General features: G+C 36.6%; 16 protein-coding genes. 10 read left to right on the top strand and 6 right to left on the bottom strand.

What is annotated here, in order from left to right; all coding sequences use genetic code 11:
* Positions 1-11: 11 nt before the first annotated feature.
* Positions 12-1,928 (bottom strand): histidine kinase, encoded by a 1,917-nt coding sequence (locus tag CIN_RS08405; protein WP_008854655.1) that lies wholly within the window; start codon positions 1,926-1,928, stop codon positions 12-14.
* Positions 1,929-2,478: 550 nt separating this feature from the next.
* Between CIN_RS08405 and CIN_RS08410 the strand changes: the two genes are divergently transcribed.
* The 9 genes from CIN_RS08410 to moaA all read left to right on the top strand — a co-directional run bounded on the left by CIN_RS08410 (position 2,479) and on the right by moaA (position 13,732).
* On the top strand, positions 2,479-3,858 hold the full coding sequence (locus CIN_RS08410; protein ID WP_008854656.1) for a NarK family nitrate/nitrite MFS transporter: 1,380 nt from the start codon (positions 2,479-2,481) through the stop codon (positions 3,856-3,858).
* A gap of 33 nt (positions 3,859-3,891) precedes the next feature.
* A complete protein-coding gene (locus tag CIN_RS08415; RefSeq protein ID WP_040364221.1) occupies positions 3,892-7,590 on the top strand; it encodes a nitrate reductase subunit alpha in 3,699 nt (1,232 codons plus the stop codon).
* 15 nt (positions 7,591-7,605) lie between these two features.
* A complete protein-coding gene (narH, locus tag CIN_RS08420; RefSeq protein WP_040364222.1) occupies positions 7,606-9,162 on the top strand; it encodes a nitrate reductase subunit beta in 1,557 nt (518 codons plus the stop codon).
* Entirely contained in the window at positions 9,162-9,809 is a 648-nt protein-coding gene (gene narJ / locus CIN_RS08425) for a nitrate reductase molybdenum cofactor assembly chaperone (RefSeq protein WP_008854659.1), read from the top strand. Before narH ends, narJ begins: the two co-directional genes overlap by 1 nt.
* Entirely contained in the window at positions 9,796-10,482 is a 687-nt protein-coding gene (narI, locus tag CIN_RS08430; RefSeq protein ID WP_008854660.1) for a respiratory nitrate reductase subunit gamma, read from the top strand. The genes narJ and narI overlap by 14 nt, the downstream gene beginning before the upstream one ends.
* A gap of 16 nt (positions 10,483-10,498) precedes the next feature.
* A complete protein-coding gene (modA, locus tag CIN_RS08435; RefSeq protein ID WP_008854661.1) occupies positions 10,499-11,281 on the top strand; it encodes a molybdate ABC transporter substrate-binding protein in 783 nt (260 codons plus the stop codon).
* 15 nt (positions 11,282-11,296) lie between these two features.
* On the top strand, positions 11,297-11,968 hold the full coding sequence (modB, locus tag CIN_RS08440) for a molybdate ABC transporter permease subunit (protein ID WP_008854662.1): 672 nt from the start codon (positions 11,297-11,299) through the stop codon (positions 11,966-11,968).
* Positions 11,969-11,974: 6 nt separating this feature from the next.
* Positions 11,975-12,643, top strand: a complete 669-nt coding sequence (locus tag CIN_RS08445; RefSeq protein WP_008854663.1) for an ABC transporter ATP-binding protein — start codon at positions 11,975-11,977, stop codon at positions 12,641-12,643.
* A 114-nt stretch (positions 12,644-12,757) separates the two neighbouring features.
* Positions 12,758-13,732 carry a GTP 3',8-cyclase MoaA gene (gene moaA, locus CIN_RS08450; RefSeq protein WP_040364225.1) on the top strand — a complete coding sequence of 325 codons (975 nt, stop codon included), beginning with the start codon at positions 12,758-12,760 and terminating at the stop codon, positions 13,730-13,732.
* Here moaA and mog read toward each other — a convergent pair whose 3' ends face one another.
* Genes mog through CIN_RS08475 form a run of 5 tightly spaced genes read right to left on the bottom strand, consistent with a single transcriptional unit; the run spans position 13,733 to position 16,841 of the window.
* Positions 13,733-14,299, bottom strand: coding sequence for a molybdopterin adenylyltransferase (mog, locus tag CIN_RS08455; RefSeq protein ID WP_008854665.1), 567 nt, complete (start codon positions 14,297-14,299; stop codon positions 13,733-13,735).
* A gap of 19 nt (positions 14,300-14,318) precedes the next feature.
* Positions 14,319-15,530, bottom strand: coding sequence for a molybdopterin molybdotransferase MoeA (locus CIN_RS08460; RefSeq protein WP_008854666.1), 1,212 nt, complete (start codon positions 15,528-15,530; stop codon positions 14,319-14,321).
* A gap of 11 nt (positions 15,531-15,541) precedes the next feature.
* Complete coding sequence (gene mobA / locus CIN_RS08465; protein ID WP_008854667.1) at positions 15,542-16,132, bottom strand: molybdenum cofactor guanylyltransferase MobA; 591 nt, start codon at positions 16,130-16,132, stop codon at positions 15,542-15,544.
* Complete coding sequence (locus CIN_RS08470) at positions 16,129-16,590, bottom strand: molybdenum cofactor biosynthesis protein MoaE (protein WP_008854668.1); 462 nt, start codon at positions 16,588-16,590, stop codon at positions 16,129-16,131. Before CIN_RS08470 ends, mobA begins: the two co-directional genes overlap by 4 nt.
* Positions 16,591-16,592: 2 nt before the next feature.
* Positions 16,593-16,841, bottom strand: coding sequence for a MoaD/ThiS family protein (locus CIN_RS08475; protein WP_008854669.1), 249 nt, complete (start codon positions 16,839-16,841; stop codon positions 16,593-16,595).
* Positions 16,842-16,899: 58 nt separating this feature from the next.
* On the opposite strand from CIN_RS08475, the gene moaC reads away from it, so the two are divergent.
* Positions 16,900-17,379: a cyclic pyranopterin monophosphate synthase MoaC gene (moaC, locus tag CIN_RS08480; protein WP_008854670.1), complete on the top strand. Its 480-nt coding sequence runs from the start codon at positions 16,900-16,902 to the stop codon at positions 17,377-17,379.
* Positions 17,380-17,439 lie beyond the last annotated feature (60 nt).

Below are 17,439 nucleotides of genomic sequence, written 5' to 3' on the forward strand. Positions count from 1 at the left end.
AAATAATCCAGTTATGATTGAGGAATAATTAACTCAATAGTGGTGCCATGTTGTAAAACAGATTGAATATTAATGATTCCAGAAATTTTGTCAGTTCTTTCTTTCATAATAGACAAACCAACATGGCTTAATTTTTTTTCTTTAATAATGTTAATATCGAAACCTACACCATTATCTTCAATACGCATCGTAAAGTTTTTATCACTTGTAAAGGTGACTTTGGCATGGGTGCATAATGAGTGTTTACGAATATTGGATAAGGTTTCTTGTAAAATAAAGACAACTTGTAATTGTTGCTGTTGAGTTAAGAAAAATTGTTGATTGAAATTTTCTGCTTCAATAGCAATTTTTGTTTGCGATTTGAAGCGCTTTAAGACTTTTTGGATAACCTCTTCAAAATTTTCTGTATGATTAATTTTAGTTCTAAAGTTTAAAAGAAGTTCTCGAACATCTTCATAGGATTCTTGAATACCTTTTTGGATGAAACTGAGATTTTGTTTAATGCGATTATAATCTTTATGATCGATTGCTTTTTCTAGCATCTGAGCTTGCAGATTTAAGAAAGAAAGGGATTGAGCAATACTGTCATGTAATCCTTGTGCGATCATATTCCTTTCTTCAAGGATAGCAAGCTGTTTTTCTTTTAAGGTTAGATGTTGGTTTTCGACAGAAATAGCCAGTTGTTGAACTAATGTTTTGATTAAATAATGGGTTTGCTTTTCGTGCTCTGAAGAGGTTCTTGGGTTAGTAAAATATAAAACAACCATCCCGATTTCATTATTATTATGCCAAATAGGAAAAATAACAAAATGGTCGTAAGCAACTTTAATACAGTTCGGAATAGAAAGCTGTAAGTTGTTATTTTGTTTTGTTTGAATATAAATAGGGTTTGGATTTTTTGGTAAAACAGAAACGTCAAAGAAACAATGTGCAGAGAAATAGCATTTTTTTACGATTTCTGATTGTTTTGGTAAGCCTTGACTATATAAAAAATCTAAAGCTGTTTTCTCTTTATTTAATAGCCCGATAAAGCCACCATCTGCGTCTCCTAGCTTAATAACTTTATCTAAGAAGCTTTCTAACACCGTATCTTGCATATGACACTCATGTAAAAATGTCGTCATATCATAGAGGATGGCAAGTTCATGATTTTTTTCTTCAAGTGCAATGGTTTTTAAAGAAACTTTTTGTTCAAGATTGTTATATAGGTCTTGTAAATTGTCGGCCATTTTATTAAAGCCTTCTGATACAACGCTAAATTCATCTTTGTTGATAATGGTAATACGTTCGGATAAATTTCCTAAGCTTAATTGTTGAATCGCGGCTTGTAAGCGAGTTAATGGGCTAATGATAAAACGATATAAAAGATAAATTGCGGAAAAGGCTGTAAATATAACCATAATAATCAGAATGGTTTGTATAAATCGAAGCCAAACGATGTTTTGTGTATTTTGGTTTTCTATTAATTTAACCAGACAATTAATATTTTCCACAAATTCATCGATTGTATTTAGTTGTGTTTGGGTCAGAATCCGGCTGGATGGGTTGGATGGGTTGGATGGGCTGATAATGGGGATGAGTTTATGTTGATAATATTGTTTAATAATCTGTATTTGATCATCAATTTTAACGTTATTAGGAAAAATAAAATTATTTCTATCTGATTTTAATAGATTGTTTAGTGTTAAAACAAATTTATCTTGTTGTTCTTGTAATGGCTTTTGATGATTAGGTTGCGTAGTTAAGGTAACCATATGATAAATGGTCATACGTAAGCTACCTGCATAATTGATATCTTTTCCAGCGTTCTCTAGCTGCCAGAGCAATGCAAGTGCATATCCTGTAAAGACAATTGCACCTGTAACCCATACAATAACTGAAATGAGTAGTTTAAGGGAAAGACTATGTCGGCGTGATATTTTTTTCATTTCGTTATTTAAAATATTTGATTAGACGGTTAACATTCGTGATTAGAGATCATCATATTTAGTTTGATGGAAGAGATAGTCAACATATTTTAATGTTGTTACGAGATCAATAAAGATGGTAGCTGACCCGTTTACACGGTATTCCCTAGTTACAGATAATATTTATTTAGTTTTAAGTTCTGTTGGATTATATTTATTATTTGTCAAATAAAACATATAAAATAGATCAGCCCTTCAGATCTATGGTAATTAAGGGTAAAGAAAAAAAGAGATTATAGGTAAAAAAGCAATATCGATTAATCACTTGAAATATATATAGATATTGTATTTGTATCATAAAACGTAACAAAGAAAACTAATCCAAAAGTATTATATAATACCTAGTCGAGTATATAGTGCTTGTTGCTCCTTAAGAGGAATAGGTTAACTTATTTAAATGCATTAGAGTGATATACAATTTTAGAGGCAAAATACGTCGTTTACTGAAGAGTCATTTGATCTTTTGCCTAGTAAATTACAGAAGTAATTATCTTGTAATAGGAACCTATGCATGTCCAATTTATTAACAAACTGGGAGCCAGAAAATAAAGAGTTTTGGCAAAAGGAAGGAAAAAGAGTAGCAACACGGAATCTATGGATTTCTGTTCCAGCTCTTTTACTGGCTTTTGTTGTTTGGTCTTTATGGAGCGTGGTGGTTATTTATTTACCTAAATTAGGTTTTAATTATACCCCTAACCAATTAATGCTATTGACTGCTTTACCAGCATTATCAGGTGCTACGTTACGTATATTTTATGCTTTCATGGTACCAATTTTTGGTGGCCGTAAATGGACGTTTGTTTCAACAGCTGCTTTATTAATTCCTTTGGTATGGTTTGGAATAAGTGTTCAAAACCCAGAAACCAGTTTTACAACAATGGCAATTATTGCTTTATTATGTGGTTTTGGTGGTGGTAACTTTAGTTCTTCTATGGCGAATATTGGTTACTTTTTTCCTAAATCTGAAAAAGGATATGCAACTGGCGTGAATGCTGGTTTAGGTAATATCGGCGTTTCAGTTCTTCAATTTGCCGCTCCTTTAGTCATTGGTATGGGTATTTTTGGTGCTTTTGGTGGTGATGCTAAAACCGTTGTGCAAAATGGTCATGATGTTTCTGTTTGGATTCAAAATGTGGGTTTTGTGTGGGTTCCCTTGATTGTGATTGTTTTATTTTTCATTTTCTTTGGAATGAATGATATTGCTTCTGCAAAGGCATCTTTTTCGGATCAATCTGTAATTTTTGGACGTAAAGATAACTGGATTTTATGTTGGTTATATTTAGGGATGTTTGGGTCTTTTATTGGTTACTCAGCTGTATTTCCTATGCTTGTGAAACATGAATTCGCAGATATTGATCCATTAAAATTTGCATTTTTAGGCCCATTATTAGGCTCTATTTTCCGAGTGGTTGGCGGAATGATTTCTGATAAAATCCGTCCTACAATTGTTACTCAAATTGCTTTTATTGGCGTTGTTATTTTTACACTAGCGGTATTATACTTCTTACCTGAAGCAGGACATGCTGGAAACTTTATGGGTTTCTTTATTAGCTTTATGCTTGTTTTCGTTTTCGTGGGATTAGGAAATGGATCCGTTTTTGCACAAACCCCTGTTGTGTTTGGTATCTTCCATCGCAGACTTGCTGCATTAACAAATATCAAACCTGAAGATTCTGCAAAGAATTCTATTAAAGAAACAGGTGCTGTTCTTGGGTTTATGGGTGCGATTGGTGCTTATGGTGGATTTATTATTCCAAAACTTTGCGGAACAGCAGTGGCCTATACAGGATCATTCTATTTAGCGTTCTGTTGTTTTGTTGCTTATTACTGTTCTTGCTTGTTGGTGAACTGGTGGTTCTATCTTCGTAAAAGCGCAAAAAGTGCATGTTAAATTCGTATTATATCTTAAGAGTTGGTGGAAATTATGAGTCACTTATTAGATCGTTTATCATTCTTTAAAAGAACTAAAAGCACTTTTGCAAATGGCCATGGCGCTGTTGTTCAAGAAGATAGAAAGTGGGAAAACGCTTATCGTCAACGTTGGCAGCATGATAAAATTGTACGTTCTACTCATGGGGTGAACTGTACTGGGTCTTGTAGTTGGCAGATTTATGTCAAAAGTGGGTTGATTACGTGGGAAACACAACAGGTTAACTATCCTCGTACACGTCCAGATTTGCCTAATCATGAACCAAGAGGCTGTCCTCGTGGAGCTTCTTATAGTTGGTATGTTTATTCTGCTCAACGGGTGAAATATCCAATGTTGAGAGGAAAGCTCGCGCAATTATGGCGTGAAGCGCGTAAGAGTAAAGATCCTATTTCTGCTTGGGAATATATTAGCCAAACTCCAGAAATAGCTAAATCTTATAAATCTCGTCGTGGGTTGGGTGGATTTGTTCGCTCTACTTGGGATGAAGTGAATGAGGTTATTGCTGCAGCAAATAACTATACGGTTAAGAATTTTGGCCCAGACCGTGTGATTGGCTTCTCTCCAATTCCTGCGATGTCTATGGTTAGTTATGCTTCTGGTTCAAGATATTTATCTTTGATCGGTGGGGTGCCTTTATCTTTCTATGATTGGTATTGCGATTTACCTCCTGCCAGCCCTCAAGTATGGGGTGAGCAAACAGACGTTCCAGAATCTGCAGATTGGTATAATTCGACTTACTTAATGGTTTGGGGCTCAAACGTTCCGATGACCAGAACGCCAGATGCTCATTTCTATACAGAAGTAAGATATAAAGGAACCAAAACGGTTGCTGTTTCATCTGATTATGGTGAAATGGTTAAATTTGGTGATATTTGGCTTGCTCCTAAACAAGGAACAGATGCTGCGCTTGCGATGGCAATGGGGCATGTAATTTTTAAAGAGTTCCATTTAGATAATCCTTCTGATTATTTTACCAGTTACTGCCGTCAATATACAGATATGCCAATGTTGGTTATGCTTGAACCACAAGGCGATCATTATTTACCAAATTATTTCCTAAGAGCTAGTCATTTAGCTGATAATCTTAATGAAGAAACCAATCCAGAGTGGAAAACATTAGTTCTTGATGAAACCACAGGAAAAATTGTTACACCTAAAGGTTCTATCGGGTTTAGATGGGGCGATAATGGGCGTTGGAATCTTCAAGAGCAAGATAGCCAAGGGCAAGCGATTAAAGCTCAGTTATCTATCTTAGATTCTCATGACCAAGTGCTAGATGTTGGATTTGATTATTTTGCAGGTGAAGGGGAGAATGAACAATTTACCCGTAAAGTGCCTGTGAAGAAAATTACACTTGCTGATGGATCAGAAAAATATGTAACGACAGTCTTTGATTTAATGGCTGCGAATTACAGTATTGATCGCGGATTAGGGGATGGAGCAAAAGATTATTTTGATGACGTTCCTTATACTCCAGGCTGGCAGCAAGCTCATACAGGTGTAAAACCTGAATTAGTGATACAAGTTGCGCGTGAATTTGCTCAAAATGCTGACAAAACCAATGGTAAGAGTATGGTTATTGTCGGTGCTGCATTGAATCATTGGTATCATATGGATATGACCTATCGTGGGATTATCAATATGCTGATGATGTGTGGGTGTATTGGGCAAAGTGGTGGCGGTTGGTGCCATTATGTTGGACAAGAAAAATTAAGACCTCAGACTGGTTGGGCACCGCTTGCTTTTGGATTGGATTGGTATCGCCCAGTACGTCAAATGAATGGAACGTCATTCTTCTATAATCACACTAGTCAGTGGCGTCACGAAAAATTAGGTCTTAATGAAATTACATCATCTACGGCGCTAAACCAGTTTGCAGATATGTCGTTAATTGATTGTAATGCTAAAGCTGAACGTCTAGGATGGTTACCTTCCGCCCCACAATTAACAACCAACCCATTGGATATCACAAAACAAGCTGCTGCAGCGTCTAAAGATCCTGTTGCTTTTGCTGTTGAAGGCTTAAAAGATGGGTCTTTGGATATGTCTTGTAATGATCCTGACAATCCAAAGAATTTCCCAAGAAATATGTTTGTCTGGCGTTCTAATATTTTAGGATCTTCCGGTAAAGGGCATGAATATTTCCTTAAATATTTATTGGGAACTCAAAATGCACTGTTAAGTGAGGAAGAAGATTGTATTAAACCACAAGAAATTACGGTAAGACCTGCTGCAGAAGGCAAGTTAGATTTGATGGTGGTACTTGATTTCCGTATGTCTACAACTTGTTTATATGCAGATGTTATTCTACCAACGGCAACATGGTATGAAAAAGACGATCTGAATACTTCAGATATGCATCCTTTCATTCATCCTTTAAGTGAAGCGATTCAGCCTCTATGGCAAAGTAAGAGTGATTGGGAAATCTTTAAAGGGATTGCACATAAATTTAGTGATCTTGCTGGGGATTATTTGGGTGTTCAAAAAGATTTAGTCTTAACGCCATTAATGCATGATACGCCACAAGAGCTTGGTCAACCTTTCGATGTGAAAGATTGGAAAAAAGGCGAATGTGATCCTATTCCTGGTAAAACAATGCCTGCAATGACTGTGGTTGAAAGAAACTACGGTGAAACCTATCAGAAATATACTTCTGTAGGCCCATTACTTGAAAAAGTAGGGAATGGCGGTAAAGGGATCAGCTGGGATACTAAACATGAAGTTGATGTCCTTCGTGGTTTGAACAAAGTGGTTCAAGATGGTGTCGCAAAAGGTCAACCTAAACTGGATACTGCGGTTGATGCTGCTGAAATGATTTTGACATTAGCACCAGAAACCAATGGTCATATTGCGGTTAAAGCTTGGGGCGCATTATCTAAAATAACAGGGTTAGATCACACACCTTTGGCATTGCCTCGTGAACATGACACTATTCGTTTTAGAGACGTTCAAGCACAACCTCGTAAGATTATTTCTTCACCAACTTGGTCTGGTTTGGAAAGTGAAACTGTTAGTTATAACGCAGGTTATACCAACGTTCATGAGTTAATTCCTTGGAGAACAATCACAGGAAGACAACAATTCTATCAAGATCATCAATGGATGCGTGCATTTGGTGAAAGTCTGTGTGTTTACAAACCTTTTGTTGATTTAAAAACAACGAAAAAGGTTTTGGGGCAGCATGGTAATGGAAATCCAGAAATAGTTCTGAATTTCTTAACACCTCACCAAAAATGGGGAATTCATAGTACGTATTCCGATAACCTTAGAATGTTAACGCTTTCTCGTGGTGGTCCACATGTTTGGGTTTCTGAGATTGATGCGCAGAAAGCTGGCATTGTTGATAATGATTGGATCGAAGTCTTTAACTTAAATGGTACGTTAACCGCAAGAGCAGTGGTCAGTCAGCGTATTCCAGAAGGAATGACTTTGATGTATCACGCTCAAGAAAAAATTATCAATGTACCGGGTGCCGAAGTTTCTAAAAAACGCGGTGGTATTCATAACTCTGTGACGCGTGCTGTTTTAAAACCAACGCATATGATTGGTGGCTATGCTCAACTTTCTTATGGGTTTAACTACTATGGAACAGTGGGCTCTAATCGTGATGAGTTTGTTGTGGTTCGTAAAATGAAAAAAGTTGATTGGTTACAAGAAACCGACAATTTAGCTCAATCAAATGTGAAAGCATAGGCGAGGGTTAGAAGAATGAAAATTAGAGCACAAATTGGCATGGTATTGAATCTGGACAAATGTATTGGATGTCATACATGTTCAGTGACTTGTAAAAATGTTTGGACCAGTCGTGATGGTGTTGAATATGCTTGGTTTAACAACGTAGAAACCAAACCTGGTGTTGGTTTTCCAAAAGAATGGGAAAACCAAGATAAGTATAAAGGCGGATGGATTGTTAAAAATGGTAAGTTACAACCTCGCCAAGGTGGTAAATTAAAGATTATGGCAAATATTTTTGCCAATCCTGATTTGCCACAAATAGATGATTATTACGAACCTTTTACGTATGATTATGAGCATTTACAAAATGCTCCTGATATGAAAACTCCGCCAACTGCACGCCCAGTTTCCGTATTAACGGGTAAAAAAATGGACAAGATTGAATGGGGTCCAAACTGGGAAGATGATCTTGGTGGTGAGTTTGCTAAAAGAGCCAAGGACGCGTTGTTCGATGGTATCCAAAAGGAAATGATGTCTACTTTTGAAAATACATTCATGATGTATTTACCAAGATTATGTGAACATTGTTTAAATCCAGCTTGTATTGCAAGTTGTCCTTCTGGATCGATTTATAAACGTGAAGATGACGGGATTGTCTTGATTGACCAAGATAAATGTCGTGGTTGGCGTATGTGTGTGTCTGGATGTCCTTATAAGAAGATTTATTATAACTGGGTTTCTGGAAAATCTGAAAAATGTATTTTCTGTTACCCAAGAATTGAGGGCGGACAGCCAACAGTTTGTTCAGAAACATGCGTTGGACGTATTCGTTATTTAGGCGTCTTGTTATATGATGCCGATAAGATTGAACAAGCTGCTTCTACTGAAAATCCTCAGGATTTATATCAATCTCAATTGGACATGTTCTTAGATCCAAATGATCCAGAAGTGATTGCAGAAGCAATTAAGCAAGGGATTCCTCAAAGTTGGTTAGATGCAGCGAAGAAATCACCTGTTTATAAAATGGCAGTGGATTGGAAAGTGGCATTCCCACTTCATCCTGAATATCGTACATTACCGATGGTTTGGTATATTCCTCCTTTGTCTCCGATTCAATCTGCTGTTGAACAAGGGATGATTGGTGAAGAAGGTATTATTCCTGGAATTAAAGATTTGCGTATTCCTGTGCGTTATCTTGCGAACCTTTTAACCGCTGGTAAAGAAGAGCCAATCGTTGAAGCATTAGAAACCATGATTGCAATGCGTCGTTATATGCGCAGCAAATCTGTGGATCAACAACCAGATCTAAGCATTATTGAAAAAATGCATTTGACAGAAGAACAAGTTAACGAAATGTATCAAGTCATGGCGATTGCCAATTACGAAGATCGTTTTGTTATTCCATCTTCTCATAAAGAAATGGTTGAGAATGCTTTTGAAGATAAAGCGTCTTGTGGTTTCTCTTTTGGGAATGGTTGTTCTGACGGTGTCAGCAAAGCGAGCTTGTTTGGTAAGAAATCTGCACCTATCGTTTTCCATGATAATATTCTTGATAGAGAGCGAAATAAAGATAAGGAAAGTAATAGCTAATGGAAATCTACAAAATACTCTCCATTCTTCTTTGCTATCCGGATCAAGAAATTCTTGATGCTGTTCCAGAGATTACAGATCGGTTAACAGGTTTGGGTGTTGATGCTGCTTGTGTATCTCCTTTATTGCAGGAGTTTGCACAAAAGGATTTGATTACCTTACAAGAAGACTATGTAAATACGTTTGATAGAGGTAGAAATTATTCATTGCATATGTTTGAACATATTCACGGTGAAGATCGTGTGCGTGGTCAAGCATTGGTTGATTTGATGCATGAATATCAAGATAATGGTTATGAAATTACGGTAATGGATGAATTGCCAGATTACTTGCCATTATTTTTAGAATTTTTATCAGTTTGTCAGCCAGATCAAGCCAAAGAGTTATTGGGTGCAGCCATTGATGTGATTGGTCATATTGGGAAGAAACTAAGGGACGCGAATTCTGTTTATACAGGTATTTTTGATCTTTTAGAAACATACTCACCTGTAAAACCACAGCCTCTTGTGACTCCTCCTATACGAGATATGGATGAGGCTATGGAAAAGTTCGGCCCTAATATGGAAGGTGTTGAACCTTTGTTACAACCCAATGCATGTAAACTGTGTTCAACGCAAAATAAAGAGGCAAATCATGTTGTATCTTGATCAATTTATTTTTGGAATTTATCCATATATTGTTCTGGTCATTTTTATTGTAGGATGTCTAATCCGATTTGAACGTGAACAATATTCTTGGAAAAGCGATTCTAGTCAGCTTTTATATCGTGGCCAATTACGCGTTGGTAGCATTTTGTTCCATGTTGGTATATTGGGACTATTCTTTGGTCACCTTGTTGGACTGTTAACACCTGTGATCGTATGGGATACATTAGGGGTCAGCCATTCTTTAAAACAAATGGTGGCTATGAGTGCTGGTGGTGTTATGGGGAGCATGTGTTTTATTGGACTTGTTATCTTAATTCACAGACGCTTTTCAGTAGATCGTTTAACGAAGAACAGCACATGGCGTGATAAATTATTACTTTTGTGGTTGTTTGTTACATTATGTCTTGGATTGTCTACTATTGGGGTTTCCGCACAGCACTTAGATGGTCATGAAATGGTTCGTTTAATGACATGGGCACAACATGTGGTAACCGTTCGTGGCGATGCTGCAAGCTATGTCGAGAATGCTTCGATTATTTTCAAAATTCATTTGTTTATGGGCATGAGTTTATTTGCTATCTTCCCATTTACGCGTTTAGTACATATTTTCAGCGGTTTTGGAATGGTAACTTATGTAACGCGTAAATGGCAGTTGGTTAGACCTCGTTCATAAGACAAAGATTGAAGTGATGAAAGAATATTATTTTATTCGTAAAAATGTTTTACGTTTCTTAGTTGCAGTCGTAATTCTCTTTAGTGGATTACAATATGCAAAAGCGAATGACATTGTTGTTTCGGCAGCAGTGAGCTTAAGCAATGCTTTTAAAGAAATGGCCAAAATTTATGAAGCGAAACATCCTACGGATAAAATTTTATTCAATTTTGGTGCATCTGGCAGTTTATTACAACAAATAGATCAAGGTGCACCTGCTGATATTTTTGCTTCTGCTGACGAAGAGACAATGGATCAGGCTGTTAAAAAAGGTTTGATTGTAGAGCAATCTAGAAAAGATTTTACGTATAATAGTCTCGTGTTAATCGCACCTGTTCAGAGCGTTTTACACGTACAAAATTTAAATGATTTATTACAGTCTGATATTCAAAAGATTGCGGTAGGACAGCCTAAAATTGTTCCAGCTGGTCGGTATACGCAAAAGCTTTTAGAGCAAAATCAACTTTGGAATAAACTTCAAGCCAAGTTAATTATTGGACAAAATGTTCGGCAAGTGCTGGACTATGTTGCTCGTGATGAAGTAAATGTTGGATTTGTTTATCATAGTGACGCTGCTATTTTGTCTGATAAAGTGAAAATTTTACAAGATTTCTCTTTGAATCATTCGATTTGTTATCCCATAGCATTGGTTAAACAAAAAATAGACAATAAAAATGCCCAAGAGTTTATTGATTTTGTTTTATCTCCTACAGGGCAAAATATTTTAGAAAAATATGGCTTTATTAGTGTTTCTCATTAAGCATTAGAAACGCAGATGATGAATTTTTCTTGGGATGCTTTATTTTTATCTTTAAAAGTTGCAGGGTGTTCGGTTTTTCTTAATCTATTCATTGCTGTCCCGATTGGCTTTTTGCTTGCACGTAAAAAATTTATTGGTAGAGAATTCCTAGATACGATTTTGACGTTGCCTATGGTGATGCCTCCAACTGTTTTGGGATATTATTTGTTGGTTCTATTAGGCCGACATGGTTGGGTTGGACAGGTTTTACAGAAATATTTCGATATTAATTTAATCTTTACCTGGCAAGGGGCTGTGATTGCCGCAACAATTGTAACTTTTCCGTTGGTTTTTAAACCAACCAGAACTGCTTTTGAAACTGTTAATCCTTGTTATGAACAAGCTGCAAGTGTTTTAGGTATTTCTGATCTTTCTATTTTCTTTCGGATTATTTTACCATTGGCCTGGAGAGGGATTTTTGCAGGTCTATTATTGTCTTTTGCTAGAGCATTGGGAGAGTTTGGTGCAACCTTAATGGTCGCAGGCAGTATTCCAGGAAAAACGGAAACTTTGTCGATTGCCATTTATGAAGCTGTGCAAGAGGGAAATGACCATGCTGCGAATATAGCAGTCATTATTTTATCGATTGTTTGTATTTTTGTTTTAGTTATTGCTAAAAAACTAACCGGTCATAAAATTTTTTATTAATGGTTGATGATGAATTTTAATTGGAATATTCAAAAAACATTATTAACGCCTCAACGTTCTTTTCAATTAACGTTGGAATATGCATCTTCATGCCAGTCTGTTGCTATTTTTGGCCCTTCTGGTGCTGGAAAAACAACGTTAATTAAAATGATCGCTGGATTAGTTACGCCTGATACGGGATTTATTAACATTGGGGATCGTATTTTTTTTGATGAAATACAACAGATTAATTTAAAACCGCAACAAAGAAATTTAGCTTATTTTTTTCAAGCTTATAGTTTATTTCCACATTTGACGGTGCAACAAAATATTTTTTTTTCTTTGAGAAGAGGGATTTTTAATCCAACGAAACATCAGTTTAGCAAAGAGGTGGAGGGATTATTAGAGCGTTTTGAACTATCTAATTTAGCGCATCAATATCCTCATGAATTATCTGGTGGACAACAGCAAAGAGTAGCATTGGCAAGAGCCCTAATAACCAAGCCAAAACTCTTATTGCTTGATGAACCTTTTTCAATGTTGGATTATCAGTTACGCCAGCGTTTACGGGACGAGATTAAAAATATTCAACAACAAATAAACTGTTTATTACTAATTATTTCCCATGATCCAGAAGATATCGATTTTTTTGCTGATGATGTTTTGTTCTTAGAGGATGGAAAGTTAAAAAATTAGAGGCTTGTTATTGATATAAAAAAGATAAAATTTATATGTAATGTAGGAAAAATACACGTATAGATTAGAGTATAGTTTTTAAAAACGGTTATTATTGTTAGAACGGTCTGTATAATGCTTATCGATGATTTTGGTAGAACGATAGATTACTTAAGAATATCTGTTACAGACCGCTGTAATTTAAGATGTAATTACTGTATTCCGAAGGGCTTTAAAGGGTTTGAGGCTTCTGATCATTGGATATCTACCGAAGAAATTTTGCGTGTAGTTTATAATTTTTCAGTCTTAGGCACTCATCACTTTCGTTTAACAGGCGGAGAGCCTTTACTTCGTAAAAATATTGTTGAGTTGGTTCGTGATATGAAGGCGATGGAGCAAGTAAAAGACTTGTCCATGACAACCAATGCGACTTTACTTGCTGATAAAGCAGAGGCTTTATTCGAAGCAGGTTTAGATCGATTAAATATTAGTTTAGATACGCTTAATTCTAAACAGATGGAAGAAATAACAGGTAGTAATTGTTTAGATAATATTTTGGCTGGATTGTCGGCAGCAAAAAAAGCAGGTTTTGAAAGAGTTCGGATTAATATGGTGGTGATGCCAGACCGTAACTTTGACGAAGTCGAAGAGATGTTGCGTTTCTGTATTCAGCAACAATATATTTTATGTTTGATAGAAGTGATGCCGATGGGTGAAAGTGGGCGCAGCACTGCTTCTGTCTATTTACAAGAAACCGTTCAAAAATTAGAGAAGAAGTTTAATTTACACCCAACTAGTAAGAAAATTGGAAATGGCCCAGCCAGATATTGGGAAACCGAAAATGGGTTTGTTAATCTTGGGTTAATTACGCCTTTATCTCAGCATTTTTGTGAGACGTGCAATCGTGTTCGTTTAACCGTTGATGGCACTTTATTAATGTGCCTAGGGCAGGATAGTAGTTTTCAATTGAAGCCTTTGCTAAGAAATCAATGTAGTGATGAAGAATTACAAAATGCGATTATGCAAGCTGTTAAATTAAAACCTCAAGCTCATGATTTCTTAGAAAAGCCAAAGAAAATTAACCGTATTATGTCAATGACAGGTGGCTAATTATATTTTAGGTAAGAATGCTTTGACGATTTTTTCGTCTGTTTCCATTCTTGGGCCGCCGATGACTTCGATACACATTGGAACGGAGGCAAAAACACCATGAATTTTAACTTTGCCGTTTTCATCTTTAACACCTTCCAAAGTTTCTTTAATCGCATTTGGACGGCCAGGAAGGTTTAAGATCAGGCTATTTTTACGAATTACACCGACTTGTCTGGATAAAATCGCTGTTGGCACATAATACAGACTGACTTGACGCATTTGTTCCCCAAAGCCAGGCATGACTTTATCTGCAACAGCAAGGGTTGCATCTGGCGTAACGTCACGAATATAAGGGCCTGTTCCGCCTGTCGTTAAAACAAGAGGGCATTTTTCTTTATCGACTAATTCAATAAGTGTCTTTTCAATCAGATCTTGTTCATCTGGGATTAAATGTTCGATATATTCTTTGTCATTTAAAACTGCGAGGTTTAACCAGTCTTTAAGGGCAGGGAGGCCTTTATCTTCATAGATGCCTTTGCTGGCTCTGTCGCTGATAGAAATAAGACCAATTTTAATTTTTTCCATAATAAATACTCAAATGATTTTATGCGTTGAAATTGTAAGAAAGAGGGTAGACTTTGATATAGTCATTTTCATGAACCAGAGTATTTTCTGGTATTTCAGCCAATGCATCTGCTTGTGTGAATGCAGAGAGCATTGCAGATCCTTGATGTGCAAGAAGTTTGACATAAAGTCCAGTAGCACTGGGTTGCAGTTGAACTCTTAAGAACTCTTTGCGACTTTGTGTCTTTTTTGTTGAGAACGTTGTTTTGGCCATGACTGCTTTTGGCATACAATGTTCTAATGCAATGCCTGATAATCTTTTCAGGGCAGGGACAACCAATTGTTGGAATGTTACAAAGGTGCTGACAGGATTGCCTGGGAGCATAAAGACAGTTGCTTTATCAATTTCGCCCCATGCAAATGGTTTCCCTGGTTTGATAGCAAGCTTCCACAAAGTTAATTTGCCTAGCTTTGTAATCGCAGCATGAACATGGTCTTCTTCACCAACAGAAACGCCACCAGATGTAATAATAATATCAGCTTTTTGACTGGCATTGCTGAGTGCTTGCTCGGTTGCTTCTTTGTTATCGGGTAAGGTTCCTGCATCAATAATCTGATGAGGGGTTTGTTTTAACCATGAGAGAAGCAAATAACGATTAGCATCATAGATTTGACCAGCACTTAACGTTTCACCTGGATTAATTAGTTCATTTCCTGTTGAAAACACATAAATGGTTAATGGTTTAAAAACTGGGATTTGTGCATATCCTTGGCTAGCCAGTAAAGCAATAACCGCAGGGGTAATATATTGACCAGAAGAAAGGAAAACATCTCCTTTTTTTAACTCTTCGGCTTGATAGCGAATATTCTGACCTTTTTTTACAGGAGACGTAAGCGTTAAAATAGAGTCGTTTACTTCCGTGTTTTCTTGCTGAATAACCGCAGTCGTGCCTTCTGGGATAGGGGCGCCAGTAAAGATTCGAGCAGCTTCGCCAGTTTTTAAAGTCATGGATTGTGCGGTATCACCAGCGGCAATACGATGAATAATTTTCCATTCTTGGCATGTATCAATATCACCACCCAAAGCATAGCCATCCATTGCGCTATTGCTAAAGAACGGTGTGTCATATTGCACAGTCAGGTTTTCAGCGAGAATAAGACAATCAGCTTCTTGTAATGAAACGGTTTGTTTTTTTAAAGAGGGGATATTTTGAGTTAATAAATCATGGAGTGCTTGATAATAATCGAGCATGATAGAGTTTCCTATTGGTTTTGATGAAGGGTTTGCATATCGTTCATATTGGTAAATGCATGTTCATCTTCAAAAATAGTTTTAATAGAATTATGCTTAAAAATCCAAGATTTTAAACTATATTGTTCTTGGCTTAAATGATCAGACAATGTGCTATTAATATGGGGTTTATATAAAAAGATACTGGGATGAATTCTGTCGGCTGTTGCAGCGTAGGCAATTTCATATTTTGGTTGACTATATAAAGCGTTTGCTAAAGTAGAAATGAGATTGTCAGGAAGAAAAGGGGTATCGCAAGGGGTAACAAGAACAGCATCAGTCTCTTTTGGGATCAACGCAGAGGTGCTGAGAATGCCTGACAGTGGCCCTTTACCTTGCCATTCTGTTTGATCAGAAACAACAGGAAATCCAAAGCCTTGATAGGTTAAAATATCCTCATTCGCGCTAATGATGATGTGATCTAGTTGAGGGCGTAATTGTTGAAGGACGTAATGAATTAAAGGAAGGTTATTAAAAGGAATAAGCCCTTTATTTTTCCTTCCCATACGTCGACCCTCGCCACCTGCTAGGATTACACCTGTTATAATACGCTTAGACTTCATGAAATTTGCCAGCGTTTCTTTTGTTCAAGATCTGTTGTTTTTGCTTCAACCCAACGAGAGGTGCCATTTTGAAAAAATTCTTTTTTCCAGAATGGTGCTTCAGTTTTTAAATAATCCATGATGAACTCAGATGCTTCAAAAGCAGCTTTGCGGTGAGAGGCCGAAACCATAACCAGCACAATACTTTCCCCGACATTAAGTCTGCCTACACGGTGGATAACAAAAGCACTCTTAATTTCCCAATATTCTTTGGCAAGTTGAAGAATGCGTTCAATTTCTTGCTCTGTGACTTTAGGGAAATGCTCAAGATAAAGATAGCTTAGTGGTTCTTGTTCATCATATCCACGCACAACGCCTTTAAAGCTGACCAGCGCGCCGCAATTATTCGTTTGGATTTGTTGATCCAGATTTGGAATCTCTGAATCAAAGGGTGTTTCTTGGATTTTTGCCCAAAACATGTTTATCCTCCTGTAACTGGGGGAAGAATAGCGACTTCATCTCCTGGGGAAATGGAGGTGGTTTGATAAATAATTTTCTTGTTAATCGCAATACGAAAAATATTTTGATCAGAAAGATTTTCAGCCCAGAAAGCGCTGCGTGATCTCAAAAATGTTAATAACTCTTGAGAATCACCTTCAGACCATTCTATTTGTTCTTCTTCAAGATTAAGAATTTCTTTTAAAAAACCGAAATAACAGATTTTAATCATGGTTTCCTTTGGATCATATGTTTATGATGGTTAAGGTAAATTATAATAGGAAAAACATATGACTAAGTTATCTCATTTTGATGCATCAGGGCAAGCGCATATGGTCGATATTGCACATAAAGAAGAAACAAAACGTACTGCAATTGCGATTGGATCAATTTCAATGTCTGCGGAAGCATTTAAATTGTTGGAATTCAATGCTAGTCGCAAAGGGGATGTGCTGGGGATTGCGCGTATTGCAGCAATTCAAGGAACAAAGATGACAGCAACTATGATTCCTTTATGCCACCCTTTATCTTTAAGTCATGTTCATGTTGAGTTTTATAAAGATGAATCTGCTTTAAGTGTTCAAATTGAGGTCACAGCAGAAACCGTTGGTAAAACGGGTGTTGAGATGGAAGCTTTGACTGGCGCGTCAGCTGGACTTTTGACCATATATGATATGTTAAAAGCAGTGGATAAAAGAATGGTGATTCAAGATATTCATCTTGTTAAAAAACAAGGTGGGAAAAGTGGAGAATTTACTTTTTCTGAATAAAGAATGATTTTACTTGTATTCTATAGGATCTCTTGATAGAAAATTGGGATAGTTTTTGGT

The sequence above is a fragment of the Commensalibacter intestini A911 genome (genome assembly GCF_000231445.1).
In the GTDB taxonomy this organism is placed as follows: domain Bacteria; phylum Pseudomonadota; class Alphaproteobacteria; order Acetobacterales; family Acetobacteraceae; genus Commensalibacter; species Commensalibacter intestini.

What these genes read in the sequence shown, in the direction of transcription:
- modA (WP_008854661.1), top strand. Translation starts at nt 10,499, where the DNA reads ATGAAAGAATATTATTTTATTCGTAAAAATGTTTTACGTTTCTTAGTT.
- CIN_RS08415 (WP_040364221.1), top strand. Translation starts at nt 3,892, where the DNA reads ATGAGTCACTTATTAGATCGTTTATCATTCTTTAAAAGAACTAAAAGC.
- modB (WP_008854662.1), top strand. Translation starts at nt 11,297, where the DNA reads ATGATGAATTTTTCTTGGGATGCTTTATTTTTATCTTTAAAAGTTGCA.
- CIN_RS08405 (WP_008854655.1), bottom strand. Translation starts at nt 1,928, where the DNA reads ATGAAAAAAATATCACGCCGACATAGTCTTTCCCTTAAACTACTCATT.
- moaC (WP_008854670.1), top strand. Translation starts at nt 16,900, where the DNA reads ATGACTAAGTTATCTCATTTTGATGCATCAGGGCAAGCGCATATGGTC.
- narJ (WP_008854659.1), top strand. Translation starts at nt 9,162, where the DNA reads ATGGAAATCTACAAAATACTCTCCATTCTTCTTTGCTATCCGGATCAA.
- mobA (WP_008854667.1), bottom strand. Translation starts at nt 16,132, where the DNA reads ATGAAGTCTAAGCGTATTATAACAGGTGTAATCCTAGCAGGTGGCGAG.
- CIN_RS08445 (WP_008854663.1), top strand. Translation starts at nt 11,975, where the DNA reads ATGATGAATTTTAATTGGAATATTCAAAAAACATTATTAACGCCTCAA.
- CIN_RS08460 (WP_008854666.1), bottom strand. Translation starts at nt 15,530, where the DNA reads ATGCTCGATTATTATCAAGCACTCCATGATTTATTAACTCAAAATATC.
- CIN_RS08470 (WP_008854668.1), bottom strand. Translation starts at nt 16,590, where the DNA reads ATGTTTTGGGCAAAAATCCAAGAAACACCCTTTGATTCAGAGATTCCA.
- moaA (WP_040364225.1), top strand. Translation starts at nt 12,758, where the DNA reads ATGCTTATCGATGATTTTGGTAGAACGATAGATTACTTAAGAATATCT.
- narH (WP_040364222.1), top strand. Translation starts at nt 7,606, where the DNA reads ATGAAAATTAGAGCACAAATTGGCATGGTATTGAATCTGGACAAATGT.
- CIN_RS08475 (WP_008854669.1), bottom strand. Translation starts at nt 16,841, where the DNA reads ATGATTAAAATCTGTTATTTCGGTTTTTTAAAAGAAATTCTTAATCTT.
- mog (WP_008854665.1), bottom strand. Translation starts at nt 14,299, where the DNA reads ATGGAAAAAATTAAAATTGGTCTTATTTCTATCAGCGACAGAGCCAGC.
- CIN_RS08410 (WP_008854656.1), top strand. Translation starts at nt 2,479, where the DNA reads ATGTCCAATTTATTAACAAACTGGGAGCCAGAAAATAAAGAGTTTTGG.
- narI (WP_008854660.1), top strand. Translation starts at nt 9,796, where the DNA reads ATGTTGTATCTTGATCAATTTATTTTTGGAATTTATCCATATATTGTT.